Source organism: Corynebacterium segmentosum, from assembly GCF_900637825.1.
GTDB lineage: Bacteria > Actinomycetota > Actinomycetes > Mycobacteriales > Mycobacteriaceae > Corynebacterium > Corynebacterium accolens.
In genome coordinates this window covers 87,589-114,173 of the sequence record NZ_LR134408.1, presented here as the reverse complement: position 1 = coordinate 114,173, position 26,585 = coordinate 87,589, and the positions used below count along the sequence as shown (strand labels likewise).

At 60.1% G+C, this 26,585-nt stretch carries 24 protein-coding genes and 1 pseudogene; 10 read left to right on the top strand and 15 right to left on the bottom strand.

Annotated features, from left to right (window positions below; all coding sequences use genetic code 11):
- Positions 1-7 precede the first annotated feature (7 nt).
- Positions 8-472 carry a hypothetical protein gene (locus EL217_RS00565; protein WP_005280650.1) on the bottom strand — a complete coding sequence of 155 codons (465 nt, stop codon included), beginning with the start codon at positions 470-472 and terminating at the stop codon, positions 8-10.
- Between the two features lie 34 nt (positions 473-506).
- On the opposite strand from EL217_RS00565, the gene EL217_RS00560 reads away from it, so the two are divergent.
- The 5 genes from EL217_RS00560 to EL217_RS00540 all read left to right on the top strand — a co-directional run bounded on the left by EL217_RS00560 (position 507) and on the right by EL217_RS00540 (position 8,789).
- Positions 507-782, top strand: a complete 276-nt coding sequence (locus EL217_RS00560; protein WP_005280647.1) for a hypothetical protein — start codon at positions 507-509, stop codon at positions 780-782.
- 127 nt (positions 783-909) lie between these two features.
- Positions 910-2,325, top strand: a complete 1,416-nt coding sequence (locus EL217_RS00555) for an FAD-binding oxidoreductase (protein ID WP_126317991.1) — start codon at positions 910-912, stop codon at positions 2,323-2,325.
- 45 nt (positions 2,326-2,370) lie between these two features.
- Positions 2,371-3,129, top strand: a complete 759-nt coding sequence (locus EL217_RS00550) for a decaprenylphospho-beta-D-erythro-pentofuranosid-2-ulose 2-reductase (RefSeq protein ID WP_005280641.1) — start codon at positions 2,371-2,373, stop codon at positions 3,127-3,129.
- Positions 3,130-3,273: 144 nt separating this feature from the next.
- A complete protein-coding gene (locus tag EL217_RS00545; protein WP_126317989.1) occupies positions 3,274-5,250 on the top strand; it encodes a galactan 5-O-arabinofuranosyltransferase in 1,977 nt (658 codons plus the stop codon).
- Positions 5,251-5,324: 74 nt separating this feature from the next.
- The gene (locus EL217_RS00540; RefSeq protein ID WP_232018331.1) at positions 5,325-8,789 is read left to right on the top strand and encodes an arabinosyltransferase domain-containing protein; all 3,465 of its coding nucleotides are present in this window, start codon (positions 5,325-5,327) and stop codon (positions 8,787-8,789) included.
- On the opposite strand, the gene EL217_RS00535 is transcribed toward EL217_RS00540, so the two are convergent.
- From EL217_RS00535 to EL217_RS00525, 3 genes are all read right to left on the bottom strand, one after another.
- Complete coding sequence (locus tag EL217_RS00535; RefSeq protein ID WP_126317987.1) at positions 8,728-10,149, bottom strand: PepSY-associated TM helix domain-containing protein; 1,422 nt, start codon at positions 10,147-10,149, stop codon at positions 8,728-8,730. The genes EL217_RS00540 and EL217_RS00535 overlap by 62 nt on opposite strands.
- A 65-nt stretch (positions 10,150-10,214) precedes the next feature.
- Positions 10,215-11,093 carry an alpha/beta hydrolase gene (locus EL217_RS00530; RefSeq protein WP_126317985.1) on the bottom strand — a complete coding sequence of 293 codons (879 nt, stop codon included), beginning with the start codon at positions 11,091-11,093 and terminating at the stop codon, positions 10,215-10,217.
- A gap of 58 nt (positions 11,094-11,151) precedes the next feature.
- Entirely contained in the window at positions 11,152-13,086 is a 1,935-nt protein-coding gene (locus tag EL217_RS00525; protein WP_126317983.1) for a M13 family metallopeptidase, read from the bottom strand.
- A 42-nt stretch (positions 13,087-13,128) separates the two neighbouring features.
- Between EL217_RS00525 and EL217_RS00520 the strand changes: the two genes are divergently transcribed.
- From EL217_RS00520 to EL217_RS00510, 3 genes and pseudogenes are all read left to right on the top strand, one after another.
- Positions 13,129-13,710: a hypothetical protein gene (locus EL217_RS00520; protein ID WP_232018329.1), complete on the top strand. Its 582-nt coding sequence runs from the start codon at positions 13,129-13,131 to the stop codon at positions 13,708-13,710.
- 2 nt (positions 13,711-13,712) lie between these two features.
- The gene (locus tag EL217_RS00515; RefSeq protein ID WP_126317979.1) at positions 13,713-14,564 is read left to right on the top strand and encodes a PrsW family intramembrane metalloprotease; all 852 of its coding nucleotides are present in this window, start codon (positions 13,713-13,715) and stop codon (positions 14,562-14,564) included.
- A 225-nt stretch (positions 14,565-14,789) separates the two neighbouring features.
- Positions 14,790-16,122 (top strand): annotated as a pseudogene (locus EL217_RS00510) (septum formation initiator).
- A gap of 18 nt (positions 16,123-16,140) precedes the next feature.
- On the opposite strand, the gene EL217_RS00505 reads toward EL217_RS00510, so the two are convergent.
- The 9 genes from EL217_RS00505 to EL217_RS11285 all read right to left on the bottom strand — a co-directional run bounded on the left by EL217_RS00505 (position 16,141) and on the right by EL217_RS11285 (position 21,313).
- Positions 16,141-16,989, bottom strand: coding sequence for a hypothetical protein (locus EL217_RS00505; protein WP_232018327.1), 849 nt, complete (start codon positions 16,987-16,989; stop codon positions 16,141-16,143).
- A 72-nt stretch (positions 16,990-17,061) separates the two neighbouring features.
- The gene (locus tag EL217_RS00500) at positions 17,062-17,370 is read right to left on the bottom strand and encodes an MGMT family protein (RefSeq protein WP_005280613.1); all 309 of its coding nucleotides are present in this window, start codon (positions 17,368-17,370) and stop codon (positions 17,062-17,064) included.
- Between the two features lie 20 nt (positions 17,371-17,390).
- Positions 17,391-18,218 carry a VOC family protein gene (locus tag EL217_RS00495; RefSeq protein ID WP_005280611.1) on the bottom strand — a complete coding sequence of 276 codons (828 nt, stop codon included), beginning with the start codon at positions 18,216-18,218 and terminating at the stop codon, positions 17,391-17,393.
- A complete protein-coding gene (locus EL217_RS00490) occupies positions 18,219-18,500 on the bottom strand; it encodes an RNA-binding S4 domain-containing protein (protein ID WP_005280609.1) in 282 nt (93 codons plus the stop codon).
- Between the two features lie 57 nt (positions 18,501-18,557).
- Positions 18,558-18,887, bottom strand: a complete 330-nt coding sequence (locus tag EL217_RS00485; RefSeq protein ID WP_005276253.1) for a YbjQ family protein — start codon at positions 18,885-18,887, stop codon at positions 18,558-18,560.
- Positions 18,888-18,896: 9 nt separating this feature from the next.
- The gene (locus tag EL217_RS00480) at positions 18,897-19,544 is read right to left on the bottom strand and encodes a LysE family translocator (protein WP_005276251.1); all 648 of its coding nucleotides are present in this window, start codon (positions 19,542-19,544) and stop codon (positions 18,897-18,899) included.
- Between the two features lie 106 nt (positions 19,545-19,650).
- Positions 19,651-20,334: a LysE family translocator gene (locus EL217_RS00475; protein WP_005276246.1), complete on the bottom strand. Its 684-nt coding sequence runs from the start codon at positions 20,332-20,334 to the stop codon at positions 19,651-19,653.
- A 72-nt stretch (positions 20,335-20,406) separates the two neighbouring features.
- Positions 20,407-21,039, bottom strand: a complete 633-nt coding sequence (locus tag EL217_RS11290; RefSeq protein WP_232018325.1) for an IS3 family transposase — start codon at positions 21,037-21,039, stop codon at positions 20,407-20,409.
- On the bottom strand, positions 20,951-21,313 hold the full coding sequence (locus EL217_RS11285; RefSeq protein WP_232018323.1) for an IS3 family transposase: 363 nt from the start codon (positions 21,311-21,313) through the stop codon (positions 20,951-20,953). Before EL217_RS11285 ends, EL217_RS11290 begins: the two co-directional genes overlap by 89 nt.
- A 413-nt stretch (positions 21,314-21,726) precedes the next feature.
- Between EL217_RS11285 and EL217_RS00465 the strand changes: the two genes are divergently transcribed.
- Positions 21,727-22,464 (top strand): NAD-dependent epimerase/dehydratase family protein, encoded by a 738-nt coding sequence (locus tag EL217_RS00465; RefSeq protein ID WP_232018321.1) that lies wholly within the window; start codon positions 21,727-21,729, stop codon positions 22,462-22,464.
- An 83-nt stretch (positions 22,465-22,547) separates the two neighbouring features.
- On the top strand, positions 22,548-23,786 hold the full coding sequence (locus tag EL217_RS00460) for an IS256 family transposase (protein WP_172596690.1): 1,239 nt from the start codon (positions 22,548-22,550) through the stop codon (positions 23,784-23,786).
- A gap of 480 nt (positions 23,787-24,266) precedes the next feature.
- Here EL217_RS00460 and EL217_RS00455 read toward each other — a convergent pair whose 3' ends face one another.
- Both EL217_RS00455 and cmtR read right to left on the bottom strand, forming a co-directional pair.
- Positions 24,267-26,159: a heavy metal translocating P-type ATPase gene (locus tag EL217_RS00455; RefSeq protein ID WP_005280600.1), complete on the bottom strand. Its 1,893-nt coding sequence runs from the start codon at positions 26,157-26,159 to the stop codon at positions 24,267-24,269.
- On the bottom strand, positions 26,156-26,515 hold the full coding sequence (cmtR, locus tag EL217_RS00450) for a Cd(II)/Pb(II)-sensing metalloregulatory transcriptional regulator CmtR (RefSeq protein ID WP_023016478.1): 360 nt from the start codon (positions 26,513-26,515) through the stop codon (positions 26,156-26,158). Before cmtR ends, EL217_RS00455 begins: the two co-directional genes overlap by 4 nt.
- Positions 26,516-26,585 lie beyond the last annotated feature (70 nt).

Below are 26,585 nucleotides of genomic sequence, written 5' to 3'. Positions count from 1 at the left end.
GCAAATTTTAAGAAGCCAGTTTTTCTATATCGCGCGCTTCGAGATCGCTGATGATAAACGTCGCCGCCGCGCCGATTGCTCCCAACAGCGTCCACGGGCGCTTAACGCCGCGCTTGCGCAGGAAAGACACCACCTTGCGGGATACGGCTACATCGGCCCACAAAGCAAGGCCCACCAAGATGAGCACCGCGGCCAAAATGGCCCAGAGCTTTAGGCCCTTATCCGCAAATTCCTGCGGGGAGCGCGGTTCATCGCCGTCCTCTTCGGCCTGGGCGTTGGTATAGGCCACCAAGGCGCCAAACCCAATCGTGGACAAAACATAGGCGGTGATAAGGCCCTTTGTGGATTTGATCCAATCCGGGTAGGAGGTGACGATGCCCTGTGCGGCCGCTTGGGTGATTCGGCCTGCCAAGGTGTCATCGAGGGCGTAATTATCGCGGGATTTTTCTGCTGCTTCGTGGTTGTTTGTCATAGCGACCACTCTAAGCGGCGGTAAGCTATTGCGCATGTACTCGGAAAAGACAGAGCATATGACGCCCGCCCAACAAGCCGCTCAGGATGAGCGTGCCGAGGACGATAAGCGCAACGGGCATTTTGAGGCAACAGAGCACACCAATCTGCCGCTCAGCCCCTTTATGACGCGCCTGATGGCAGAGGAAATGCCGATTTTGGATTCCACTTCGCGGCGCCGTGTGTACGAGATTTTAGGCGCCTACGAAGGGCCCACCATTGAGTCCCAAGCAGGCCTGCCGGAAGAAATCCGCGAGATCATGGATCTCTGAAACACACCATTCGGGGCCGCCTGTGTGCCCCACGATGTTTTAAATATCACGAACGTCACTCCAGCCACCGCACTATGAGCTAGGTAGGCTGGTACATCGATACAATCCGTCGAGCAAAGAGTAAGAGATGGAACTACATACCACCGAAAAGTCCCTGCACGGCTGGGGCCGCACCGCCCCCACGACCGCCCATGTGCTGTCCACGGAAGACGTGGACGTCATCAAGAATGCAGTGGCACAGGTTGCGGACGATAACTCGGACAAGCCCGCCCACCTGCGCCGCGGCGTCATCGCGCGCGGCATGGGACGCTCCTATGGTGACCCCGCCCAAAATGGCGGCGGCCTGGTCATCGACATGCAAAAGCTGAACAAGATCCACTCCATTGACCCGGAGTCCGCGCTTGTTGATGTCGATGGTGGCGTCACCCTTGACCAGCTCATGAAGGCCGCGCTGCCCTATGGCCTGTGGGTTCCGGTCCTGCCGGGCACCCGCCAGGTCACCATCGGCGGCGCCATCGGCCCCGATATCCACGGCAAGAACCACCACTCCGCTGGTTCCTTTGGTAACCACGTAGTTTCCATCGAGCTGCTGGTTGCTGATGGCCGCGTACTCCACCTCACCCCAGAAGGCAGCGAGGATGACCCCAGTGGTGAGCTCTTCTGGGCCACCATCGGCGGCATGGGCCTTACCGGCATCATCCTGCGCGCTACCATCCGCATGACCAAGACGGAGACCGCCTACTTCATCGCGGATACGGATCGCACCGATAACCTGGAAGAAACCATTGCCTTCCACTCGGATGGTTCGGAGCACAATTACACCTACTCCTCCGCCTGGTTCGATGTCATCTCCCCAGAGCCGAAGTTGGGCCGCTCCACCATTTCCCGCGGCTCCCTTGCCACCTTGGCGCAGCTCGAGGAATTGGCCCCCAAGCTGGCGAAGGATCCGCTGAAATTCAACGCGCCGCAGCTGATGACCGTGCCGGATATCTTCCCGTCCTGGACGCTGAATAAGCTCAGCCTCTCTGCTGTGGGCTTGGCCTACTACACCATGGGCGCGCCGGCGAAGAACCAGGTAAAGAACTTGACGCAGTTCTACCAGCCGCTCGATCTCATTGGCGAGTGGAACCGCGGCTACGGTTCCAAGGGCTTTTTGCAGTACCAGTTCGTCGTTCCCACGGAGGCCGTGGAGCCGTTCAAGGAGATCATTCGCGATATCCAGCGCTCCGGCCACTACTCCGCGCTGAACGTATTCAAGCTCTTCGGCGAAGGAAACCGCGCGCCGCTGAGCTACCCGATGCCTGGCTGGAACGTCTGCGTGGACTTCCCCATCCGCCCGGGCTTGGGCGAGCTTCTCGATGACCTGGATCGCCGCGTCATGGAGTTTGGCGGCCGCCTGTACTTGGCAAAGGAATCGCGCACCTCCGCCGAGAACTTCCACCAGATGTACCCGGGCCTAGAAGGCTGGCTCAAGACCCGCAATGACATCGACCCCACCGGGGTCTTTGCCTCCGATATGTCCCGCCGCCTCGAGCTGCACTAATCACTGGACTCATCACCACCCTCATGAAGGAGATTTTTTTAAACCATGCTTAATGCAGTAGGCCAAGCCCAGCACATCCTGCTTTTGGGCGGTACCTCTGAAATTGGCCTCGGCGTCGTCGCTGAGTTCCTTGAGCGCGGACCTGCCAAGGTCACCCTGGCTGCCCGCGCCCAGTCCCCGCGCATCGAAAAGGCGCAGGCTGACCTGGAGGCCCGCGGCGCGGATGTCGAGGTCGTGGACTTTGATGCCACCGACTTTGACTCGCACCCGGCGGTCATCGATAAGGCCTGGGAGCGCGGCGATGTCGATATCGCCATCGTGGCCTTTGGCACCCTAGGTGACCAAGAAGAGCTGTGGCAAAACCACGACAAGGCCGTAGCTTCCGCCCAGACCAACTACACCGCGCCCGTCTCCGTCGGCGTGCTGTTGGCCGAAAAGTTCAAGCAGCAGGGCCACGGCACCATCGTGGCGATGTCCTCGGTGGCCGGCATGCGCGTGCGCCGCTCCAACTTTGTCTACGGCGCCTCCAAGGCCGGCGTGGATGGTTTTTACATCAACTTGGATGAAGCACTGCGCGGTACCGGTGCCAACGTGCTCGTCGTTCGGCCGGGCCAGGTTCGCACCAAGATGTCGGCCGAGGCCGGCGATGCCCCGCTGACCGTCAACGTCTCTGACGTGGCCAAGGCCACCGTGCAGGCGGTACTGGATGGCAAGCAATCCATCTACGTCCACCCGCTGTTCAAGTACGTCTCGTTGGCATTCAAGTTCATCCCGCAGCCTATCTTCCGCAAGCTGCCGTTCTAACCGCGGTTCCGGCGTGCCTCGCAGCGCGCAGGGTACGCAGGGCCCCTAAAAGGCCCGCGGCCCTGCGCACTTTGCTAGTTAATAAGCCAGCTCACACCGCGCCTTATCCCAGAAGTGGGATTAAGGTATGCGAAACTAAAGGGCATGACAAGCCCAGCTACGCCTTCCCAAAAAGCTCCAGCGAGCGAGAAGAATCGCACCACCGCGTATCACGCAGATGCACTCCCCCACCGCTCTACCCTGCTGGGTATCCTTTTCGCCGCCCTCGGTGGCGGCATCGTCACCCTCCTTGGTTGGTATGCCTTCAAGGCGGTATCCCTGCCGTCCTTTAATACCTCCATGGTCACCCGCGCGCTATCTACCGTCGGCGTCGTCATCACCTTGGTTCTAGCCGGTGGATTTAGCGCGTGGTGGATTTATGACCACTACAAGGAGACTTTCTCCAGGCCGCGGTGGCGCACGTGGGTGACGTACGCGGTGACCTACCTATCGCCGGCCCTTCTCACCCTCGCGTCTATCGGCCTGCCGCTTTCTGCTTCGCGCTTGTGGCTCGATGGCGTGCAGGTAGACCAAGCATTCCGCACCCAGTTCCTTACCCGCTCGGTGGATCAAATGGGCTACGCGGACATGAACTACCTGGACATGCCCACCTTCTACCCGCTGGGCTGGTTCTGGCTGGGCGGGCGCCTCGGCTCGTTGCTCGGAGTCCCAGGCTGGGAGGTCTACCAGCCCTGGTCGCTGATTTCCATCGCGGTAGCAGGCTGCATCCTCGTTCCCATCTGGCAGCACCTCACTAAGTCCCTGCCCGTGGGAACCGCTATCGCGCTGACCACCACCGCCGTCACGCTCACCATTGCGGCGGAAGAGCCATACTCTGCCGTTATCGCCATGGGCATCCCCGCCATTGCGGTCTTGAGCACTAGGGCTTTCCAGGGATCGCGCTTATCCATCCTTGCGGTGGCGCTGTACCTGGGTATTTCCGCCACGTTCTACACGCTATTTACTGGCGCGGCCGCGCTTACCGTCGTGAGCCTCATTGCGGTATTTACCGCATTCTATGAGCGCACGTGGCGCCCCATTATCCGGCTTATCATCATCGCGGTTATCTCTATCGCCATCGCGCTGATTGCATGGGCCCCCTATCTCTGGAGCGTGCTGCACTCCTCTGCCCCGCTGCAAACCACCGCGCAGCACTACCTGCCGGAAGAAGGCACACAGCTTCCGGTGCCCTTCTTGTCCTTGAGCATCGTCGGATTCCTCTGCTTGATCGGCCTGGTCTACATCGTCATGCGCCTGCAGAACGCGGAGATGCGCGCGCTCGGCCTTGCCCTCATCGGCATCTACGGGTGGATCATCTTATCCATGGTGGTGACCCTGGCCGGCACCACGCTGCTGAGCTTCCGCCTCGAGGTCATCGTGGTGCTGCTCTTTGCCACCGCCGGCATCCTCGCCCTAGGGGAGGTGCGCACCGTCGGTATTCACCGCCTGTATCCCGCCAGCTTCTCCAGCGCGGCTAATAAGCGCCTGACCGCCGTCTTCGGCGTCATTTTGACGCTGGCGGGTGTGTTCTATGCCCAGCAGATCCCGGAGGAAAATGAGGATGCCATCGACTACGCCTACCGCGATACCGATGGCTACGGTGAGCGTGGGGACCGCTTTACCAGCGATTCCTCCCACCATTACCTCGATATCCACAACTTCATCCAGGACCAGGGCTATACGGCCAATGAAACCGTGGTCCTCACGGATGAAAAGACGTTCATGGCCTACTACCCGTACTGGGGCTTTAACGCCTTTACCAGCCACTATGCCAATCCGCTGGGCGAGTTTACGACGCGCAATGACCAGATTGAAACCTGGGCGAATGACTCCTGGGAGCAAAGCCCCGAGGAATTCAAGGAGTCGCTGGATTCCACCCCATGGCGCGGGCCAGATGTCATGATTTTCCGCGGCGATCTGGACAATAAGGACGATGGTTACAAGCTGCACTTGGCCGAGGATATTTATCCCAACCAGCCCAATATTCGCTTCCGCGCGGTCTTTTTCAACGCCGAGGTTTTTGACAAGGGCTGGGAGCTCAAACAAACCGGTCCTTTCGTAACAGCGGTACGAACCCAGTAAGTTCACCCACACTTCGCCCGTGTTATCGGGCGTGCACCCAAGAAGTACGGCTTATCTGACGTACACTAATCGCCGTGTCAGATAGCCTAACTGTGAATTCGAATAAAGCGAGATCTTCCGGCTTGAGCTTTTCCACCGCCCCTAAGGGGTTGCGGTGGACGGCGATCATTGCCGGATTGATTGGCTTCTTGTGTTTTATAGCCACCCCGCTGCTGCCGGTGGATCAGACCCAGTCGTCTTATGATTGGCCGCAGCATGATTCGGTGCAATCCATCAACGCACCGCTTATCTCCGTGGCTCCCGAGTCGCTAGAGGCCACCATCCCCATGTCCGCGGTCAATGAGCTGCGCGATGGCCAGAACATGGTCTATGGCACCGTGCCGCCGGAGTCAAAGAAGGCCTCGAACCGCGGGCTCTTCGTCCGCGCCAACGATGACGGCTTATCCGTCGTCTCGCTCGATGAGGTGCTGCTTACCCTCAACGCCAAGGAGGTAGCGCAGCTTGACGATGCCGCCAAGCTCAAGATCTCCGCCACCGGCGACGGCACCACCGTCAGCGTGGGCAAGCATAAAAAGACCACCGACGACGATCTGCGCCCACAGGTAACCGGCGTCTATACCGAATTGGACGATAAGGCCGACGTGCAGCGTTTGGTTGATGATGGCCTCAATGTCCACGTCGATATCAACTCGCGGTTTACCTCTTCGCCTTCGCCGGTTAAGACCATCGCCATGTGGCTGGGCGGCGCCATGGTCATTGTGTCCCTCTACTGCCTCTGGCGCATCGACCGGCTTGATGGCCGCCGCTTGAAGTTCATGCCGGAATCGTGGAAGAAGGTGCGCCCGCTTGATGGCGTGGTCGCCGCCATCTTGGGATTCTGGTACATCTTTGGCGCCAATACTTCAGACGATGGCTTCATCTTCTCCATGAGCCGCGTCTTCGATAACGCCACCTACATGGCCAACTATTACCGCTGGTACGGCGTGCCCGAGGCGCCTTTCGGTGCGCCGTATTACGACCTCGTCGCGCTGCTGTCCCAAATCTCCACCGCGTCCGTGTTCGTGCGCCTGCCGGGCTTAATTGCCGGGCTTATCACCTGGTTTATCCTCTCGCGCGAAATGCTGCCGCGGTTTGGGGAGGTCATCGACAAGCGCCGCGTTAGCCACTGGACGGCCGCGCTGATGTTCCTGGCCTTCTGGCTGCCGTATAACAATGGCATTCGCCCGGAGCCGATCGTGGCCTTCGGCGTCATGCTGACCTGGGCGTCGTTTGAGCGATCCATCGCCACGCGCCGCCTCTTGCCCGCCGCGGTGGGTACCATCGCCGCTACCCTGACGCTGGCCGCTGGGCCAACCGGCCTATTTGCAGTCGGCGTCTTCCTCGTGAGCGTGCCGCACCTTTTCCGCGCCATGAGCGAGCGCGTTCCCGCCATGGGCGGCGGCGCCACCGGCTGGCTTTCCCTTATCGCACCATTCTTGGCGTCTGGCACCGCCATCATGGTCGCAGCATTCGGCGATCAAACCTTGGCCAATGTCATGGAATCCACCCGCGTCCGCTCTGAGGTCGGCCCGTCGCTGCCGTGGTATTCGGAATACGCCCGCTACTCCACGCTCTTCCAAGAATCCGTGGACGGCTCGCTGACCCGCCGTTTCGCCGTCTTTACCATGCTGTTTTGCCTGGCACTTATTGCGGCGGCGGTCATTAAGGATCGCCGAATCAGCGGCATCGCCGTTGGCCCTACCCAGCGCCTGCTCATCATCGTGGCGCTGTCCATGTTCTTCCTCATGTTCACCCCAACCAAGTGGACGCACCACTTTGGCATCTATGCCGGAGTAGCCGGTGTCATCGCCGCGCTCGCCGCCGTTGTCCTCTCCCGTTTCGCGCTGCATTCGCCGCGCGCCCGCACCTTCAGCATCGCGGCGGTCATCTTCTTGCTCGCGCTAACGTTCGCGGGCTGGAACGCGTGGTGGTATGTCTCCTCCTTCGGCATCCCGTGGTGGGACCGCACGGTGCAGTTCAAGGGTGTTGAGGCCAATAAGATCCTGCTGGCCATCTCTTTAGTCGTCCTCGCGGTTGGCGTGGTGCAATCCCTGCGCCACGATCACCGCAAGCTGCAGGCGCAAGAAGACGGCACGGTGGAACAGTTCAAGGACGACGCCGCGGCCAAGGTATCGCGCTCGGCCGGCATCATGTCCGCGCCCATCGCGCTAGCCTGCGCCATTGTGGTGGCTTTTTCCATGGCCTCTTTTGCCAAGTCCACCATCGCCCAGGCGGATTCCTACTCCGTGGGCAAGGGCAACCTCGCGTCCCTGCGCGGCGATACCTGCTCGCTGGCCAACGAGACCCTGGTGGAGACCAATACCAATGACTCCTTCCTCACTCCAGTCAGCGGTAGCTTGGGCGAGTCTCTCATCAATGAGGACGAGACCCATGCTGGCTTCGGCCCGAATAATATCCCTGAGTCGATCGAGCCAGAGGACCAGAATTCGGCTTCCGTCGGTGCCATCGGCGGCAGCTCGGGAGACTCCGATTCTGCCTCTCAGGACAACGCGACCACGGGCTCGGAAACCGAATTGGGCGCCGATGACTCCGATTCTTCGGGTTCCTCTGATTCGCAGGAGACCAAGCGCAAAAAGGATGAGCACGCCCGAGAGACCACTAATACCTCTGAGGGCGGCGTCCGCGGCACCGAAGGCGTCAATGGCTCCACCATGCATTTGCCCTTCAACTTGGACTACACCACCGTGCCGGTCTTGGGCTCGTACTCAGAGGACCAAGAGGCCACCTCGCAGGTAACCACCCAGTGGTATAACCTGCCGGAGGCAACCGAGAAGACCCCGGTGCTCGCGGTTTCTGCGGCCGGCAATATCTACCACCATGACGTCAACGGTGTGGAACAAGACGGAATGGAGCTCACCTTGGAATACGGCACCATCGATGAGGATGGCAACGTCAGCAATAAGGGCGAAGAGGAGATGTCCGCCGCCGGTGCGACCCCCAAGTGGCGCAACCTGCGCATCCCGATGAATAAGCTGCCTGACGATGCCAACGTGGTTCGCCTCGTGGCCAAGGATGACTCCACCGATGAGGATGACTGGATTGCCTTTACCCCACCGCGCGTGCCGGAGTTGGACACCATCAATAACCAATTCCCCAAGGAAACCCCGGCCTTGCTGGACTGGGCGGTGGCGCTGCAGTTCCCCTGCCAGCGCACCTTTGACCACTACGCCGGCGTGACCGAGATTCCGGAGTATCGCATCCTGCCGGATGCCTCGGCGCAGACCTCGCTCACGGAGTTCCAATCATTCGCCGGTGGTGGCGCCATGTCCACCGCGGAAGCGGTGAATTACTCCTACGAAATCCCGAGCTACCTCAATAACGATTGGGCGCGCGACTGGGGTGCCATTGAAAAGTACGAATTGCGTACCGATTCGCAGGGCAATACCCCGGCCGACGCGGAGATCGATTACGAGGACGTTACCCGTTCTGGACTGTGGAAGGAATCCGAGATGAAGATTCGCCCCGAGGACGAGCAGTAGGCCCACTGTCCTCGTTGCTGCGGCCCGTTCCGGACTGAGAGCCGGACCGGGACCGGGATCGGGACTGGGGCCGCAGCCGGTGTACCAGCCAATCGCCGGCGAAGAAGAGTAGCAGCGATGCTCCAAAAAGCGGCGCAATGATCGAGTAGATCACAACCCCTGCCACCACGGCGGGGGTTATTTTTAGCTCGGGGAGGCGGCGGCGCGGCTTATTCCACCACATCCACAACCCGGCAATGCTGATGACGAGAAGGCCCAGCGCCAGCGCGGCCAAGGCCACCTGGCTGTAGATGCCGAAGAGGGTGCCCATGTGCAATTGGATAAGCCAGGAGGTCAGCTGGGCGGCCAGCGGCCAATCCGCCGAATTGATGCGGTCAATCACGCGGCCATCTGCGGTAACCGCTACGGCATCGCTACGCAGCTTGTATGCCGCGCGCCCCTCGCGCACCGTCCAGGCATCGCCGGCCTGCTCCGGCGGGGTCATCCGCAGCACCCCGGTAAGCCCCTCACTGCGGGCGGTGGACAAGGCCGTCTGCGCACCCTCGAGCACGTCGTTGTCCGTGACCTCACCGCCGCTATGTCCAGCATGACCCTCGTGGCCTTCGTGACCCTCGTGGCCGTTGGCGCCAGCACCGGCACCGGCACCGGCTTCTGCCACAGAGGTTGCCACGGACGGTTCCTTCCAGTTGAGCTCCTCGCGCACCTTGCCAATATTGCTGCCGGCGACCATCGACCAGGTCAAGCCGGTGATGGTGAGGAATAGGAAACCGGGCAGCAACCAGCTGCCCAAGCGGGCGTGTATCCGCAGCGCCTTATTGTTTTTCTTCTGGGTTTTCTTCCTGCGCTTGAGCCAGAGGTAGACACCGGCGATGGTCAGCGCACCGAGCCAGGACGCGGCGAGCTCCGCATAGATGCGGCCGGGCTCGCCCAACCACAGGGTGCGGTGGCCGTTGGATAGCCACGTGCGCAGCGGCAGGGCCCGCGAACCGCCGTATTGTTGTTCTTCGCCGGTGATGCGCAGGTCTACTGGATCGACGAATACGGCGTGGGTGTAGCTAGGACTCTTGGCATCTGGATCCGTGAACAGCACGCGGGTGGTCTCTTCCGGATCTTCAGATGCCTCCACCGCGGCCACCGCGGCGCCGGGGTGTTGGCGCTGCGCCGCGGCGATCTGCTCATCCAAGCTGCGCGGGCTGCCCTGCGCGGTGGCGGTGATTTCATCGTGGTACACCCACTGCTCAAGGGTGGGCGCGAGCGCGTAGAAAAAGCCACTGAGCGCGGCAACAATGAGGAACGGCGCGACGATCACGCCGGCAAACTTATGCAGGCGCGATAGCGCACCATGAGTTGTAGTCTTCATGGCTCACTAGTCGCAGCCTTATTGGCATAAGTTCCCGATTATCGCTGAAATAATGGAGCCCTAACCTATTGCGCCAGCTCACCGCGCAAAAATTCGGCGGCGTCCTGTACCCGTTGGCGCGCCACGGCCGGGGTGGACACGCGGTGGGTGGAAACGTAATCGCGCTCGTGCGCCTGCGGGATGTGGACGCGATCGGCTATCTCATCCTCGGTCGCGGTCTGCACGAAGGTCTCAGGGAATTGTTTAGGCAGCTCATAGCCCACGCGGTAGTCCTCCGGCAGGTTGGCCAGGGCGCCGAAATCGGGGAAGGTGAGCAAGAGGGCATCGGCAGGCGCGAGCGCTGCCAATGCACCGCCGGAAGAATATCCCCACGTGGTGACGTGGGAGGCACCCTGCTCGCGGGCGTAATCAATGGCGCGGTTGACCGCCGCGACCATGTCTTTGACCGTATGCTCCGGCGCGAGCGGATAATCCACGTCAATGATCGTGGTGCCGGAAAGCTGCGCGGCGGCGGCAACCTCGGGGCGCCACTGCATTTCCAGCGCCTTCCCATCGCCGCGCCACCAGCCGCCGGAGTGCAGCGATACTGCCCACCGGCCAGTGGGCTCAGAGGGGCGGAAAATGGCGCCGACCTCGGCGGAGTCTACGGTAATGCCGTCCGTAAACGCCGTGCCGGGCAGCGCGTGATTAACGCCGGTGCCCAGAACCATCATGGCGGCGTGGGTGATGCGGTCTGGCAGCAGTGCGCAATACTGATCCGCCTCCGGCGAGCCACCGCCGGCCCAGGGCGGGCGGAAATCCGGCGTCTCATAATGGGCGTCGATATAAGAAACCAGCTGCTCTAGCTGTTCTTCCTCGCTCATCTGGCGGTCTTGCCCGCCGATGCGCCATTCTTGGCCGGGATCTAGCGGCCGGTGCGGATCTTTATCGTGTGCATCAGTCATATCCCCGAGCCTACGCGTGCACATGATGCGCACAAGGTGGGCTCGGGGGAGAACCGATTTACCAGATGGTGACGCGGTCCTCAGGGGCCAAGTACATCGCGGAGTCTTTGTCTACGTCGAAGGCCTCGTAGAACTCGGCGATATTCGCGGCGATGAGGTTGCAACGAAACTCCGCGGGCGAGTGCGGGTCAATGGCCAGGTACTGGGTCGCCATCTCCGGGCGGATGGCCGTGCGCCAGACGCGGGCCCAAGACAAGAAGAAGCGCTGCAGGCCGTTGTAGGTATGCTCGGCCAATTCCGGCTCGGCACCGTCGACCTCAAATTCCTCTTCTTGGCCCAGTAGGTCAATGCCCTTATCGGCGCAGTAATTCTTGTAGGCCACCACGGAAATGCCCAGTCCGCCCAGGTCACCAATGTTTTCGCCCAAGGTGAACTTGCCGTTGACGCCGGAAGATTCGGTGCCAGCATCCTTTAGCACCGTAGGCACCTGGCCATCGAATTGCTCCACCAGCTTTGCCGTAAGCGCCTCGAAATCCGCGCGATCCTCATCGGACCACCAGGAGTTCAGGTTGCCCTGGCCGTCGAATTGCGAGCCCTGGTCATCGAAACCATGGCCAATTTCGTGCCCAATGACAGAACCAATAGCGCCGAAGTTCTCAGCGGCATCCGCATCCGGGTTATAGAACGGCGGGCGCAGGATGGCGGCTGGGAAGGTAATGTCATTGACCACCGGGTTATAGAAGGCATTGACGGTCTGCGGGGTGGTGACCCACTCATCGCGGTTGGCGGGCTTGCCAATCTTTGTCAGTTCATAGTCGTGGGAAAAGGCGGACCCGGCGCGGGCATTGGCAATCAGATCTGCGCCCTGGTCAGAAATTTCCAGCCCGGAGTAGTCGCGCCAGGTATCGGGGAAACCAATCTTGGCCTTGAACTGGGAGAGCTTTTCTAGGGCGCGCTCGCGGGTCTGCGGGGTCATCCACTCCAGCTGGGAAATGCGCTCGCGGTAGGCGGCGATAAGGTAGTCCACCAGCTCATCCATCTCGCGCTTAGAGGATTCTGGGAAGTGCGCGTCCACGAACTCCTTGCCAATTTCCTCTCCTACCAGGCTCTCGGCCAAGCCCACCGCGCGCTTCCAGCGGTCGCGCTGCTGGGTGGCACCAGAAAGGCGGGTGCCGTAGAACTCGAAGTTCTTAGCGCCCACTTCCTCCGGCAAGAGGGCGGCGCGGGAGCGCAGGATGTGCCAGGTGGCCCACAGCTGCCAATCGGCCATGCGGTCAGCGGTAAAGAGCTTTTCCAGGTGCTCTAGGTAGGACGGCATCATATTCACCACGCGGTGCTCCGGCAGCTTCCCGCCGGCGAGCAAGGCTTGGGTGATGGAAGGCAGCTCAGAAAACTCGCACGGGTTATTGGTCTTTACCGCATCGCGGGTAGAAACCACGTCCCAATGGCCCGCCGCCAGCTCTTTTTCCAGGCCCACGATGCGCTCGGCTGCAACCTCGGTGCCGAGGCCAAACAGGCGGGTGGGCTCGATAAAGCCCAGCATCTCCGCGACGTGCTTCTCATAGGCGGCCAGCGTTTCAGCGTGCGCTTCTTCGCGGTAGTAGGCCTCATCCGGCAGGCCCAAGCCGGATTGCACGATATAGGCAACGGCTTCTTCCGAGCCGGAGTCCTTTTCCACCCAGAACGTCGCCGGCGCCCCCACGCCCTCGCGCTCGAGCTCGCCCAAGCGGTGCGCCAATTCCGTGGGGTCGGCAGCGCTCAAGCGGTCAAGGTCCGCATCCAGCGGGGCCATGCCGGCGTTATTAACGCCCTCTGTATCCATGAAGGATGCATACAGCTTGCCGGGGCGGCCATCGTTATCTTTAACGATGTCATGAACCAGTTCTTCTGCTTCATCGCGCAGGGCGTGGAAGGTGCCATCCACACCGCGATCATCTGGGACAACGTGATTTTCTACCCAAGGTCCATTGACCAATTGATAAAGATCTTTCATGGTTGCCACTGTAGGCCAAACCTTCCAGTTAAGGTATGGACTATGGAAAAATTCCGGTTTCCACCAGCCCGGCCGCGCAGCCTATTTATTGCCATCATCGCCTTCGTGACGGTGGTCCTTGCCTTGCCCGCTATCGTCCACGCGATGCTACCGACGCACCACGCCGATGTGGAGCAGGTGACCCTGTCTGATCCCAGCCACGACTGGGACATTACCGTCTCCGATCTGTACTGCGAGCGCGATTATGCTTCGCTGGCCAGCGTTGGCTGGACCTGCGGTGACACCTCCGTGCAGGCGGTCATCGTGGAAGATACCGACGACGATGAGCACACCCTGCGCCGCATGGTCCGGGCCTATGGCATGGCCCCAGGCCTTCCCGAGGGCGAGGTCTACGAAGGAAAAGATGGCGCCCTCGCGCTTGCCGATGCCCCCTCCTCCACCGCCGCCATCTCCATCAACGGCACCGGTGCGGACGAGAATAAGGACTGGGTGGTCACCGTCACTGGGGAGTCCGCCGCAACGCGCACGACCACTCAACGCCTCTGGAAGGCCTTCGGGCAAGACGAACTACCAGAAGAAGTCACTGCTGATATCGAGGAGTTTTCTGGAAAGGCCCTGGTGTAAAAATGTCTAAGCTCTTTCGCACCGCGCTGTGGATTTTCTCCGGCCTGGGGCTTATCGGATTTATCTCCCAGTCAGTCATTACGCTGTTTATCTCGCCGCTAATGGGCATTATCAGCTTCCTCATCGCGGCGGTCCTCGTCGCGGTAATCATCGCGCTATTGCGCCTGAGCCCGATGTGGGCGCGCCCGGCGCGCGTATGGGCACCGCTTGCCTTTTTATGGGGCTCCGGCATGGCCATTAGCTTGGCATCTATGAGCTCCCCGGCGGTCATGCAGCTCGCCATCAATTCAGGCTGGATCGATTCCTTCATGTCATGGAGCGGCGCCTATCCCGAAGAGATTTCCAAGGCCGCCGGCGTTTTATTCGTCCTGATGTCCTTCCGCCAGCTCAACCGCCCCTGGCACGGGTGGATGGTCGGCGCCGTCGTGGGCCTTGGCTTTGAAGCCAACGAAAACATCCTTTACGGCTCCATGGGCACTACTACCCACCCGGATAGCGATTTCGCCGGGCTCATACAGATGTGGGGCCTGCGCCTTATCGCCGGCCCTGGCCTGCACGTTTTGCTCACGGCACTGGCCGGTTGGGGCATCGGCTGGGCCCTCTACGCTGCCGCCAAGCCGCTCTGGTGGCGCATCGGCGTGGCACTCGGCTGCCTCGCGGCATCCTTCCTCCTCCACTTTGGCTGGAATTACCTGCACGATTCCGATATCGCGGCCGTCATTCAGGCCCTTGCCGTAGCTATCATCTTGTACCCGCTGAGCGTCTGGCTCATCCTGCGCGGCAATAAATACGCCAAAAACGATGACAGCTACAGCCACAGCACCGCAGAGGAGGCGCTAGCCTTCACCCGCTAACCCCAAGCCGTGCTTGTTTCTCCCAAAATGTCCAAAACAACCGCGTTCCGCCAAAATTTCCCCCGATTTTTGGACAAACGCGGTTGCTTTGAACGCCTGAGCCTTCTGGTGCTCTCTCGGGCGCATAAATATGTGGTTTATGGCACATGCCGGTAGTGACTTTCGCTACACTCGCTTCAAGGCGCTTTTGCCACCTATCCTCCACTTAAAGGACTGAAGACCTTCATGAATGCCCCAACTTACGAGTCCCGCACGGATAACAGCACGGAAAGTACAGAGGGGGCAGCTCCCGAAAACTCCGCAGAGGAAGCCAACCGGCAGAAGGCAGTGGGCTCCACCCTGTCTTGGGTCATCGCGCTTTTTGGCACCGGTGTTGGTGCCGGCATCCTCTTCTTGCCGCTCAACGCAGGTGCCTTCGGCTTTTGGCCGCTCGTCTTCGCCACCGTCTTCATCTTCCCGTTGGTGTATTTTTCCCACCGGACCTACGCCCGCATAGTTAGCGGCGCGCCACCAGAACAGCACGGCAAGGACGTCCTGGAGCTGGTGCGTTACTACCTGGGCCGCAATAGCGGCCTTTTCATCGCCGTATTGTACTGTCTGGCCATCGTTCCGACGGTGCTCATTTACGGCATCAGCATTACCAATGTGGTCGATAGCTTCATCGTCAACCAGCTCGGCGGGCCGAGCATCAATCGGTGGATACTATCCATTGCCTGCGTAGGCGTCATGACGGGCCTTTTTGCCATCGGCCGCCGCCCCATGCTGTGGCTGGCACAGATGCTGGTCTACCCGCTCATCATCGCCCTGGCGGCAACCTCCATTTACTTGATCCCCAAGTGGGATTTCGAAAGCTTCCTCAACGTTGAATACGAAGGCGGCATCTGGGGAATCCTTAAAGGTATTCTGCTCATCCTGCCGGTTCTGGTCTTTTCCTTTTCCCACATGGCCGCGCTATCGCAGTTCTCCGTCGACGTGCAGCCGGCCTACGGCAAGAAGACGGAGAAGTTCGTCTCCCGCGTGGAGCTCTATACCGCCGCAATGCTCGTGGTATTTACCATGTTCTTCGTCTGGTCCTGCGTCCTCGCGCTCGGCGCGGACGGATTGAAGGAGGCAGCCCGATCAAAACATCCCGGTGCTGTCTTATTTCGCCAACGTCACGGGCACGCCGTTCATTGGTTATATGGCACCGCTAATTACCATGTGCGCGATCATCTCTTCCTACTTCGGGCACATGCTTGGTTCCGAGGAAGGCACCGAGTACCTCCTGCGCATTGCCGTTCCCCGCATGGCCAATAAGCTCTCGCGCCGCGCGCTGCTCAACACCATTTATGTCATCGTATTCGTGGCAACGACCCTCGTGTCAGTATTCAACCCCTCCATCATGGACATGATTTCAGTGGTCGGCGGCATCTTCGTGGCATTCTTGGTCTACCTGCTGCCGGTTTACATGTTTAAAAAGATCGATGATTATTGCCAGTTCAAAAACGATATCTGGAACTACTTCGTCTTTGGCATGGGCCTTGTCATCATGGCCGTAACCGTCTGGAACCTCAGCTAAAGGCCGCTTCCTCGGCGCTTATTTGCACACCCGGATCGGGCTTACCTGCGCTAGGGCTTGGTTAGCGTTCGCGCACGCTTGACGCTCAAGGTCGGCGGCGGTGCGGGTGGCATCGCGAAGCGCCTGCTGCGCAGGTTCTGGCAGGTTGAGGTCGTGTTCAATGCGCGCGCCTATGGCCTCACTGGATCCGCCGGCTGGGGCATTGCCGATGCCGCGCGTAACGTCCGCGGTATGGGTCTGCGCATCGCCGTAGGTATTGGCGGCTACGGTAAACCCATGCCCAGTAGATACGGAGGCGTGGATGGTGCGATCATCGGACCAGCCGAATTTGGTGCCCCATACTCCGGGAATATGGTCTGTGCCGAAATCCTGGCGGTACCCATCCGCGGCCACGGGAGCCGCGGTGGCCATTCCCGCGAAAATGGGCGCAGCGATGGGGTCGTGCTGGATCTCCGCGGTAAACCGCGCGATATCTTCGGTCGAGGTCTGCGTGGTTCCCCAGTAGCCGGTGTAGTGAGTTTCGCTCAGCCCGAATTCCTGGATGATGCTGGGAATGGCCTGCGGGTAACGCCGGTCCAGGTCGCTCGCCACGGCATCGCCGCTGTAGCGGATCATATGTTCTACCTGGGCTTTATCGCTGACAGAACCGTACTTGAGCACCCAATACCCCAGGTAAATTTTGCTCAAGGACAGCGCCGGGCGGGACTCATGACTATTAGCGGTAGAGACGGTGGCGCCGGAATCATGCCTGACGGTGATTTGCGTGCGCGCGGGCACGGACTGGGAATCGAGGCTGACCGCCTGGGCAGCGGGAATGGTCACGAAGGAAAGTGCGGTAACGAGAGAACTTATTGCCAGCTTTTTCATAACGCATTTAGCGTAGCCGGGGCCGTGCATCGCCGCAGGCTATAAGTGCAAAAAGTTTCCCTATTGTACTATCTATTGCAGCAATACTTCTAGGTCCCGCGCATCCATGCCGTGCTTATGCATGGCGACGCGCCCGTGGGAATGCTCGATGCCCTCGCGGTCCCAGTATTCTTCCGCGCGAACGGGATCGTGGCAGGCGCCATTGGCGCGGACCACGCGCCACCAGGCGACGTTACCTCCATGCCTATTCATCACGGTGCCGACATTGCGGGCCCCGCACCCGGCGAGCTTTGCCACCTCCCCGTAGGAGGACACATTCCCGGGTGGGATAATGGCCACGATAGCTAGCACGCGCTGTGTTAAATCAGAGGAGTCTGACATAAACGCCTCTTCCCTGCGGCTTAGCCCCTGGTGGGGTTGAGCACGTCGTCGGATTCGGTGGGCTCATCCTCGGGTGCGTCTTCAACCTCGGTCAGGGTGATGGTCGCCCCGGTGGAATCCGCGAGCAAGCACATGCGGCCAAAGGGGGAATCCCATGGTTCACGGATGATTTCACCGCCGAGCTCTACCGCTTTCTTAGCGGCGGCATCGATATCGCGCACCCCTAGGTAGGTCTGCCAGAAGCTCGGCACCTGGGGTGGGAACTGGCCTTCGGCATTCCACAGGCCCGCGAACGGGGCGCCGTCTTCTTCCGCGGTGGCGTAAATGAAATTCTCGTCCTCAGACTCCATAGCGCGAATCTCCCAGTTGAATAGCTCGCCATAAAAGTCCATGGCCTGCTGGAATCGCGTCGTGGCGGTCAACTCGTGCCATACCGGGGTGCCGGGTTCGCCACCGGCAACGAAGTGCTCCGGGCCGGAGGGCTGAATGAGGCCGAACATGCCACCGGCGGCATCGGCAAGCAAGGCCATGTGGCCCAGTTCCACGGGCTGGGGCGCGGCGAGGATGCGCCCGCCGAGGTTCTCCGTGCGCTGGCAATCGCCGTCGATGTCCTTGGAGAGGAAATAGGTCACCCAGGTATCCGGCATCGGCGCCTCGTCCGGCTGTGGGATGAGGCCAGCGATGGGAAGGCCCTGCAGGCGCGCCATCTGGTAGGGGTTTTCCTCCTGGGTCTCGGCCGAGATTTCCCAGCCCAAGACCTGCTCATAAAAGTGGGCGGACTTGCGCGGATCTGAGGTGGTCAGATCGATCCAGTAGGGCATGCCTACTTCGGCTTCAAATGCGGGCATTTATAGATTCCTCCACTTTTCCGGATCAAAGTCATCGTCTGCGGTGGCTTCATCAAAATAGTCATCATCGTCGGGTTCGCCCACGCGCGCGCAGGTACCTTCGATGCACACCTCATCGCCAATCTGCAGCGTGGCGCCGCGGCGGGTTTCGGTTTCACCGTTGACCGTCACCGCACCTTCTGCGATAAGTTCCTTGGCTTCACCACCGGTGCCGACCAAGCTAGCCAGTTTAATAAACTGGCCCAATTTGATGGACTCGCCAGAAATTGCAACCTCAAGCATGCCGCCCAGCTTACCCAGAGCCCGTTCCCGCGCGGCTATGGGTGGGGGTGGACAAACTTAGTCACGCGCGCGCAGCGAGACCGCCGTGCCCGTGGCGGTGACCAAGAGCATGTCATTATTGGTGCCCATTGGTGAATAGTCGAAGGCGATGCCCACCACGCCATCGGCGCCCAATTCCTGGCCGCGGCGCCACAATTCATCCAACGCCGCCTCGCGGGCCTTGATGGCTTCGCTTTCATAGCCAGAGGCGCGACCGCCGGTGATATTGCGTATCGATGCCCCGAAGTCTTTGAGCATATTGATACCGGTAACGGTCTCACCAGCGATGATGCGCAGGTATTTGGTGATTTCATAACCGTCGACGGTATTTGTGGTAGTAAAAATCATAACTTCAGGCTACATCGCAATAAGCCCGCGGATGCCTTCAAAGAGGATAACCACGCCGAGGAGCAGGAAGACGATGCCACTGACGATGTCCACCCACGCCGAGTTCTTGGCCATCCACTTCGATACCGCGCGCGTGCTCAAGCCGACGCCGACGAAGAGCACCAAGCTTTCCAGTACCAGTACCGCGGCGACGACGACGTTTCCGCCCACGCCCATTCCTGGGTCGATGAAATTGGCAAAGATGGCGCCGAAGAAGATGACCACCTTGGGGTTGGAAAGATCGCAGACCAACCCCATGCGGTAGGCCGTCTTTGCCTTGATGATGCCGTCCGGGGTGAATCCGCGCGGTTGGGGTGCCTGCTTTTCCGTGCCCACGACGGTGGCGGGTGCGCGCCGTTCCCGCAGGCCGGAGGAAATCGCGCTATAGGCCATCCACAGCAGATAGCTGCCGCCTAGGACCTGCAGGAGCACCAGGATGCCCTCATGCGTAGAGATCAATGCCGAAAGCCCGGCGAGCGACGCGATGGTCCAGAGGGCAAGGCCTGTCGTGCTGCCAATGGCCACCCACACCGCCGCGCGGGTGGACCGCGCACCCAGGCGGATAATCTGCACTACATCCGGCCCCGGCGAAGCCATGGCCGCGAACCATACGCCCATCAGGGTCACAAGGGCACCTATAGCCACCTAACACCTCCACATTCGTATGCATTTTTACTAACGCATTCAACTGTAGGAAGTGTCTCACCTGCAGCGAAACAGGTAACTACTGTGACTTCAGCAGCGCGGTGGCGCCCTCCCCGGCCATCACCACACCGAGCAGGCCAAAGACGAGGCCTGAGACCATATCGATGCCGGCGGAATACCGCGCCGTCCACCGCGCGGCCGCGCGCACGAGCAGCGCAAAGGCGGAAAACCACGCGAAGGACATGGCCGCGAGGATTAACGCCACCGCGATAGTCCACCCCACGGACATATCCGGGCGGATGAATTGGGCGAATACCGCACCGAAAAATACAAGAGCCTTGGGGTTCGACAGGTTAGTCACCAGCCCCAGCTTGAAGGCCCGCCAGTTGGTCATGTCTTCGACGTCGGCATCGCCAGCCGCCCGCGCCTGGTCCGCATAGTCTTCCGTGTCCACCTCGCGGGCGGGTGCGCGCCGCGCGGCTAACCCACTGCGCAGGGACGATACGCCCATGTACAGCAAGAAAAGCCCACCGAGCAATTGCAAGATGCTCAGCACGCCCGGCCGCGCCGTAATTAGCGCCGATAACCCGGCCAGGGAGGCGACAATCCAAAAGACCGTCCCGCTAAATACCCCCACCGCGCACAATAGCCCGGCGCGCGTGGATCGTGGGGCCACGCGGATGACCTGCACGATATCCGGGCCCGGAGACACCAAAGCCGCGAGCCAAATCCCCATCAGGGTAAGAAGTGAGGAAATGGTCATGAACTAGATCCTTGTACCAGATAGAGGTTTCAGTCTGTAAATAATAGTAGTGAAGTGTCCCGAGTTTTGTTCCTAGGCATTTGCCTTGATTTCTATTATTCCCTGTTGCGGGTTTTTCTTCCACAATTCGGTTTCCACCTCGACCGGGGTTCGGTATCCCAGGCTTTGGTGGAGCCTTACCTCGTTCCACCATGACACCCACTCGAACGTCGCAATTTCTACCTCGATAACATCATTCCACCTGCGAGTATGGATGAGTTCGTTCTTATGAGGGGCCGTTAACGTTTTCAGCCAGTGCATTGTCATATAAGTCACCACACTTCCGGTGGAAGCAGTGATCCCGTGTTGGGCAAGTCGCTGGTTGTAGACCACGCTGACATACTGCGATCCGTGATCCGAATGGTGAATGAGACCTGTTGTTTCCTCAGCACACACGATTGCCTGGTTGAGAGCTTGCAGCGGCAGTGCTTCGGTGCGCATCGAGTCTGATAACGCCCACCCAACGATCCGTCGGGAGTAAACGTCGGTGACAAACGCGGCATACACAAAGCCTTTCTTCGTGCGCACGTAGGTAATGTCGGCCACCCACAGCTTATTCGGGCCCCGGGCTTTAAATTCACGCTCGACCAAATCCGGGCGCAGATCCGGCACGTTGAGGTGTACGCGTTGTGATTGGTGATCCGCCTGTGCCTGTGCCAGAAACACCAGCCAGGCGCATCAGCCGAGCGGTTTGTTCACGACCGATATCGATTCCGTCACGGTGAAGCGCATGCCACATTTTCCGCACGCCGTAGACACCATAATTATCCCGATGAACAGCACTAATGCGTTCAACCAACGCAGCATCGCGAAGTCGACGAGCACTTAACCCACGGGCCTTGGACTGGCGATACCCACGCGAGGTGATAAACCCACCAGCCCGGTTATTCTTCAACGCCAGTGCAGATGAACTCGACAGAGAAATAATTCCGGTTTTCATCGATGAACCGGATCATTTCTTAACGTTTCGGGTCGAGTCATGAGGCGAAAAAAGCCAAGGCAGCCTTCAACAACTCATTAGTATCGCGTAGCTCTTGATTTTCACGACGTAGCCTCGCGTTTTCGGCAGCCAAATCTTCACACACAGGTTCTGGGATGCTCCCCGCACGACGGGCAGGCTTAAGTCCATTGACGAGCCGTGTGCCATGAAACCCCAACTTTGCAGCTACTGCCTGGCACGCGGGGTGCATCGACATATTTTCCGCCACGATGCGATCTTCCACGAGACGGACCACACGATCCTTTGCATCCTGGTCAAATTTTCTCGGCACGTTCCAGATTTTCCCATCTACTCAAACGGAACAAAACCTGGGACACTTCACGTGTGAGAAGGTTTCGTGCACAACTAGTGACATGAACTTTTTATTGCTCGGTGGTACCGGTTTCCTTGGAGGACACATAGCGACTGCAGCAGTCGAGCGAGGACATGAAGTTACTTGCCTTGCAAGGGGTAACGGGAAGGTTCCCAACGGAACTGACTTTGTGAGTTCGGACCGTGACCGTGACGGTGCGTACGATGAGGTTGCGGGGAAAACGTGGGACACCATTGTGGATCTGACGAGTCAGCCGAAGCATGCGCGGGATGCGGCGGCGAAACTCGAGGCCAAGCATCGTATATTTGTGTCCTCGAGCAGCGTATATGAGGATCAGGGAAGTATTTCTTCTGAGTCTGATTCCGTAGTCGCTCCGCTTGAAATTGACTACATGAAGAACATGGGGCAGTACCCAGCCGCAAAGTCTGCTTGCGAAACGATTTATCGCAGCACAAATCGGTCGGTAATGGTAGTTCGATCCGGTCTGATCGCCGGCTACGGCGACGAAACAGGGCGCAGTGGTTACTATCCGTGGCGCTTCGCGCATCCCACGGGTGAGAACGTGATCGTCCCAGACCCGGCGTTTCCCGTCGCTATGATTGATGTGAAAGACCTTGCAGGCTGGATAGTTGAGTCTGCAGAAGTTGGGACTTTCGGAACCTTTAACGCTACGGGGTTTGCTACTTCCTTGTCCGATGTGTTCAAGATTTCGCGTGAGTTAACCGCATCGGAGGCTACGGAACGGTTACGTCCACTAGTGTGGTGTAACGCTTGCTGATGGTGAGCCCCGGAAATAGTGGGCGGCCACCGCCAGTTAACCTTTCGACTCAACTACCACATCTCACCGAAAGGCATATGACGATGACCGCTGCACCACATTCTATCGACCCGACAGCCTATCTGGATGATCTGCTCGCCCAAGCATCTCCGGATTTGATGCGCCAGATGCTGCAAGGGTTTATCAACCAAATCCTCTCCGCCCAGGCCGACACCGTCTGCGGCGCCGAATACGGCGTTGCCTCCACCGAACGCGTCAACCACCGCAACGGGTATCGCCACCGCGACCTTGACACCCGTGTCGGCACGATCGATGTCGCAGTACCGAAACTGCGCCACGGCGCATTCTTCCCGGACTGGCTGTTAGAACGCCGTACGCGGGCAGAACGAGCCTTATCGACCGTCATTGCAACCTGCTACCTCAAAGGGGTTTCCACCCGCAGAATGAACGACCTGGTAGCCACGTTGGGTATTGCCAACATGTCGAAATCCCAAGTTTCACGCATGTCAGAAGAACTCGACGAGATGGTCGCCGATTTCAAAAACCGTCCGCTCGATCCCGGCGGCTACGCCTACCTGTCCTGCGACGCGCTGACAATCAAAGTGCGCGAAGGCGGCCGTGTGGTCAAATGCTCAGTGCTGCTTGCCACTGGGGTCAACGCTGACGGGTATCGCGAGATGCTTGGCATGCATGTCGCCACCACGGAATCCAACGCGTCGTGGAAAGGCTTCTTCCAAGACTTAAAAGCTCGTGGGCTTTCCGATGTCTACTTGGTTACCAGTGATGCCCACGAAGGCATCCAGCACGCCATTTCCGAAGTGCTACCTGATGCGTCGTGGCAGCGCTGCCGCACCCATTTTGCGAAGAACCTTTACGAGAAGGTCCCGAAGACACAGTGGCCTATGGTCTCTGCAATGTTCCAGACCATCTTTCAACAACCAGATGCCCAATCCACCTGGTCCCAAGCCCGTGAGGTAGTCGATCTACTAGAGCCGAAGTTCCCGCAAGTTGCGACCTATCTGAAGGAATCACTCGATGAAGTATTAGCGTTTACCGCAGCCCCGAAGTCGGTGTGGTCGAAGGTCTGGTCGAATAACCCCACAGAACGGTTAAACCGGGAGATCCGCCGGCGCACCGACGTCGTCGGCATCTTCCCAAACCGTGAATCCATCATCCGGCTTGTCGGTGCGGTCCTAGCCGAGCAACACGACGATTGGATCCAACAAAAACGCTACATGTCACTGACCGCACTCGAACACACCAGACACCTCATGCACCACCCAGAAGAACATCGTGACGACCACCACCAGCTAACCGCCTGACCTCAAACACAGAACTGAATACCGAGCCGAAAGCACAAACGGCTACACCACTACACGGGACTTGACTCAACGCTGATGAGGGTGGGGTCTTTTGTCAAACACACTGCCCAGGTAGTCGCGGGCTGTGTCGATGAGACTCGGCAGCACTCTGAATAGATGTCCGTGGTATCAAGGCCGCTGAACTATTCAAGTTGCGGGACGAAAAGAGTCTCGCAGTGACGCTTGGTCCCTGAGCAAGTTCGATCCTTCCACGATCTGCACTGGAGACGCCGAGCGCTCGGGGGCCCTTGACCGGCTGGGGCACGTGCCGGGTGGTGGCTCGCCCACAGCCCCCGTGCCCACACGCACCGAGAACGGACAGGCCACCGGGTACGATCCCAATTCCACGGAGACGGACCGTGAACTCGAATGACGTTCCTGGCCCAAGGTGTGTCCGCTCGGCGTGTGGTTTAACCCTTATGAGACTTGCCGGTCACAGCCTCAGCGCTTCGCTTGCGCAGCCCGCAGGCCGTTCAAGATCACGATCACTTCGGCGACCTCGTGAACCAACACGACGGCGGCCAGGCCCAGCACGCCGCTGATCGCCAGTGGCATCAACACGATGATGATGGCCAGAGACAGCACGATGTTCTGGTTGATGATCCTGCTTCCTCGGCGGGCGTGCTGCAGCGCCTTCGGGATTAGCCGGAGGTCGTGGCCGGTGAAGGCGACGTCAGCGGACTCGATCGCGGCGTCAGAGCCGGTCGCTCCCATCGCTATGCCCACCGTCGCACCCGCCAGTGCCGGCGCGTCGTTGATGCCGTCGCCGATCATCGCCGTCGGCGTCTTGGAGGAGAATTCGGCGACGATGCTTGCCTTGTCCTCAGGGCGCAGCTCGGCGCGCACGTCGTCGATTCCGGCGATTCCAGCCAGCGCCCGGGCGGTGCGAGAGTTGTCGCCGGTGAGCATGCTTACTTCCACGTCGTTGGCGTGCAGGGCCTGCACGGCTTCGGGCACCTCGGGCCGCAACTCGTCACGGACCCCGATCGCCCCGGCGAGAGCGTCATCGACGGTGACCAGGACGCAGGTCTGGCCCTCGGACTCCATGCGCTCAACGTCTGCTTTCAGTGGCCCGGCGTCGATCCATCGGGGGCTGCCCACCAGCACCCGTCGGCCTTCGACGGTGCCGCCGATGCCATGCCCAGCTTCCTCGCTGATGTCCGAGGCGGTGGGCGCTTCGGGCCCCGCTGCCGCGATCGCCGCAGCGAGGGGGTGTGTCGATTGCTGCTCAACTGCTGCCGCGAAGGAAAGCACCTGCGGCCGATCGAATCCGTCTGCCGGGACCACTCCGGTAACCTCAGGCTGATTGCGGGTAAGGGTTCCGGTTTTGTCCACTGCCAGGTGACGGATGCCGCCGAGTCGCTCGAACGCCGCGCCGGACTTGATAACCACTCCGAACTGGCTGGCCGCGCCGATCGCGGCCACGACCGTCAGCGGCACGGAGATTGCCAGCGCGCACGGCGACGCTGCGACCAGGACTACCAGCGCACGGGTGATCCACGTCTCAGGGTCGCCCAGCAGCGAGCCGATAACGCCGACCAGCACCGCCAGGATCATCACCCCGGGCACTAGGGGTTGGGCAATCCGGTCGGCGATCCGGGCGCGGTCGCCCTTTTCCGCCTGCGCTTGCTCGACTAGGTCCACGAGTGTGGTCAGCGAGTTGTCCGTTCCAGCTGCGGTCGTCTCGACCTCCAGCACCCCGGCGGAGTTGATCGCTCCCGCAGGCACTTCGTCGCCGGGCGCAACCTCCTCCGGAATGGATTCTCCGGTGATCGCTGAGGTGTCAAGGCTGGAGCGCCCGGACCGAATGATGCCGTCCGTGGCGATCCGCTCCCCGGGGCGCACGAGCATTAGCTCGCCAACCTCGAGGTCCTTCGCTACGACCTCGGCCGCTGTGCCGTCGCGCAGCACCGTCGCGGTCTGCGGTACCAGCTTCAACAGCGCCCGCAGTCCGCCTTGGGCCCGGTCCATCGCCTTGTCTTCCAGTGCCTCGGCGATCGAGTACAGGAACGCTAGCGCCGCGGCCTCTCCGACGAATCCGAGGATCACCGCACCGACCGCGCTGATCGTCATTAGCAAGCCAATGCCGAGCTTGCGCTTCATGACAAGGTTCCGGATCGCTCCAGGCGCGAACGTGTAAGCGCCCAACAGCAGCCCAACCCAATACAGTACCGTCGCGGGCGTCTCCAAGTCGGACCAGTCCAGCGCCAGTCCTGTTATGAGGGCTACGCCGGAGAAGATCGGCAGCAGTAGCTCAGGGTCCTTCCACCATGGCCGATCGAGCTCGTCGATCTCCGTGGCGGGTTCGTGTTCGCATCCACATGCTGAACTCATACGTCCGCTCCTTTCTCGCCGCAGCCGGGCACCGAGCACTCAGTGTCGATGCAGGGGGCATTCTCGTCGACGGCCAGTGTCGCGTTGACTAGCGCTTCGAGCGCTGCCGCGAGGTGCGGATCGGCGATTTCGTAGCGGGTTTTACGGCCCTCCGGCTCAGCGACGACAATGCCACAATCGCGCAGGCAAGACAGGTGGTTCGAAACGTTCGAGCGGGTCAGATCCAAGCTTTGCGAGAGCACAGCCGGGTAGCTCGGACCGTCTAGTAGGGTTATCAGGATTCGGGAGCGCGTCGGATCAGCCATGGCCCGGCCGAGCCGGTTCATGACGTCGAGGCGCGAAGCAATAGTCAGCATATGCTGAACTATACAGTGTTCGGTGAACTATTTAAAATGGGCTGAACTAACAGTCACGCGAAAGTCCTGC

Excerpts from the sequence above, each read along its gene's own strand:
- EL217_RS00565 (WP_005280650.1), bottom strand. The coding sequence starts at position 472 with ATGACAAACAACCACGAAGCAGCAGAAAAATCCCGCGATAATTACGCC.
- EL217_RS00560 (WP_005280647.1), top strand. The coding sequence starts at position 507 with ATGTACTCGGAAAAGACAGAGCATATGACGCCCGCCCAACAAGCCGCT.
- EL217_RS00555 (WP_126317991.1), top strand. The coding sequence starts at position 910 with ATGGAACTACATACCACCGAAAAGTCCCTGCACGGCTGGGGCCGCACC.
- EL217_RS00550 (WP_005280641.1), top strand. The coding sequence starts at position 2,371 with ATGCTTAATGCAGTAGGCCAAGCCCAGCACATCCTGCTTTTGGGCGGT.
- EL217_RS00545 (WP_126317989.1), top strand. The coding sequence starts at position 3,274 with ATGACAAGCCCAGCTACGCCTTCCCAAAAAGCTCCAGCGAGCGAGAAG.
- EL217_RS00535 (WP_126317987.1), bottom strand. The coding sequence starts at position 10,149 with ATGAAGACTACAACTCATGGTGCGCTATCGCGCCTGCATAAGTTTGCC.
- EL217_RS00530 (WP_126317985.1), bottom strand. The coding sequence starts at position 11,093 with ATGACTGATGCACACGATAAAGATCCGCACCGGCCGCTAGATCCCGGC.
- EL217_RS00525 (WP_126317983.1), bottom strand. The coding sequence starts at position 13,086 with ATGAAAGATCTTTATCAATTGGTCAATGGACCTTGGGTAGAAAATCAC.
- EL217_RS00520 (WP_232018329.1), top strand. The coding sequence starts at position 13,129 with ATGGAAAAATTCCGGTTTCCACCAGCCCGGCCGCGCAGCCTATTTATT.
- EL217_RS00515 (WP_126317979.1), top strand. The coding sequence starts at position 13,713 with ATGTCTAAGCTCTTTCGCACCGCGCTGTGGATTTTCTCCGGCCTGGGG.
- EL217_RS00505 (WP_232018327.1), bottom strand. The coding sequence starts at position 16,989 with ATGAAAAAGCTGGCAATAAGTTCTCTCGTTACCGCACTTTCCTTCGTG.
- EL217_RS00500 (WP_005280613.1), bottom strand. The coding sequence starts at position 17,370 with ATGTCAGACTCCTCTGATTTAACACAGCGCGTGCTAGCTATCGTGGCC.
- EL217_RS00495 (WP_005280611.1), bottom strand. The coding sequence starts at position 18,218 with ATGCCCGCATTTGAAGCCGAAGTAGGCATGCCCTACTGGATCGATCTG.
- EL217_RS00490 (WP_005280609.1), bottom strand. The coding sequence starts at position 18,500 with ATGCTTGAGGTTGCAATTTCTGGCGAGTCCATCAAATTGGGCCAGTTT.
- EL217_RS00485 (WP_005276253.1), bottom strand. The coding sequence starts at position 18,887 with ATGATTTTTACTACCACAAATACCGTCGACGGTTATGAAATCACCAAA.
- EL217_RS00480 (WP_005276251.1), bottom strand. The coding sequence starts at position 19,544 with ATGGGCGTATGGTTCGCGGCCATGGCTTCGCCGGGGCCGGATGTAGTG.
- EL217_RS00475 (WP_005276246.1), bottom strand. The coding sequence starts at position 20,334 with ATGACCATTTCCTCACTTCTTACCCTGATGGGGATTTGGCTCGCGGCT.
- EL217_RS11285 (WP_232018323.1), bottom strand. The coding sequence starts at position 21,313 with ATGAAAACCGGAATTATTTCTCTGTCGAGTTCATCTGCACTGGCGTTG.
- EL217_RS00465 (WP_232018321.1), top strand. The coding sequence starts at position 21,727 with ATGAACTTTTTATTGCTCGGTGGTACCGGTTTCCTTGGAGGACACATA.
- EL217_RS00460 (WP_172596690.1), top strand. The coding sequence starts at position 22,548 with ATGACCGCTGCACCACATTCTATCGACCCGACAGCCTATCTGGATGAT.
- EL217_RS00455 (WP_005280600.1), bottom strand. The coding sequence starts at position 26,159 with ATGAGTTCAGCATGTGGATGCGAACACGAACCCGCCACGGAGATCGAC.
- cmtR (WP_023016478.1), bottom strand. The coding sequence starts at position 26,515 with ATGCTGACTATTGCTTCGCGCCTCGACGTCATGAACCGGCTCGGCCGG.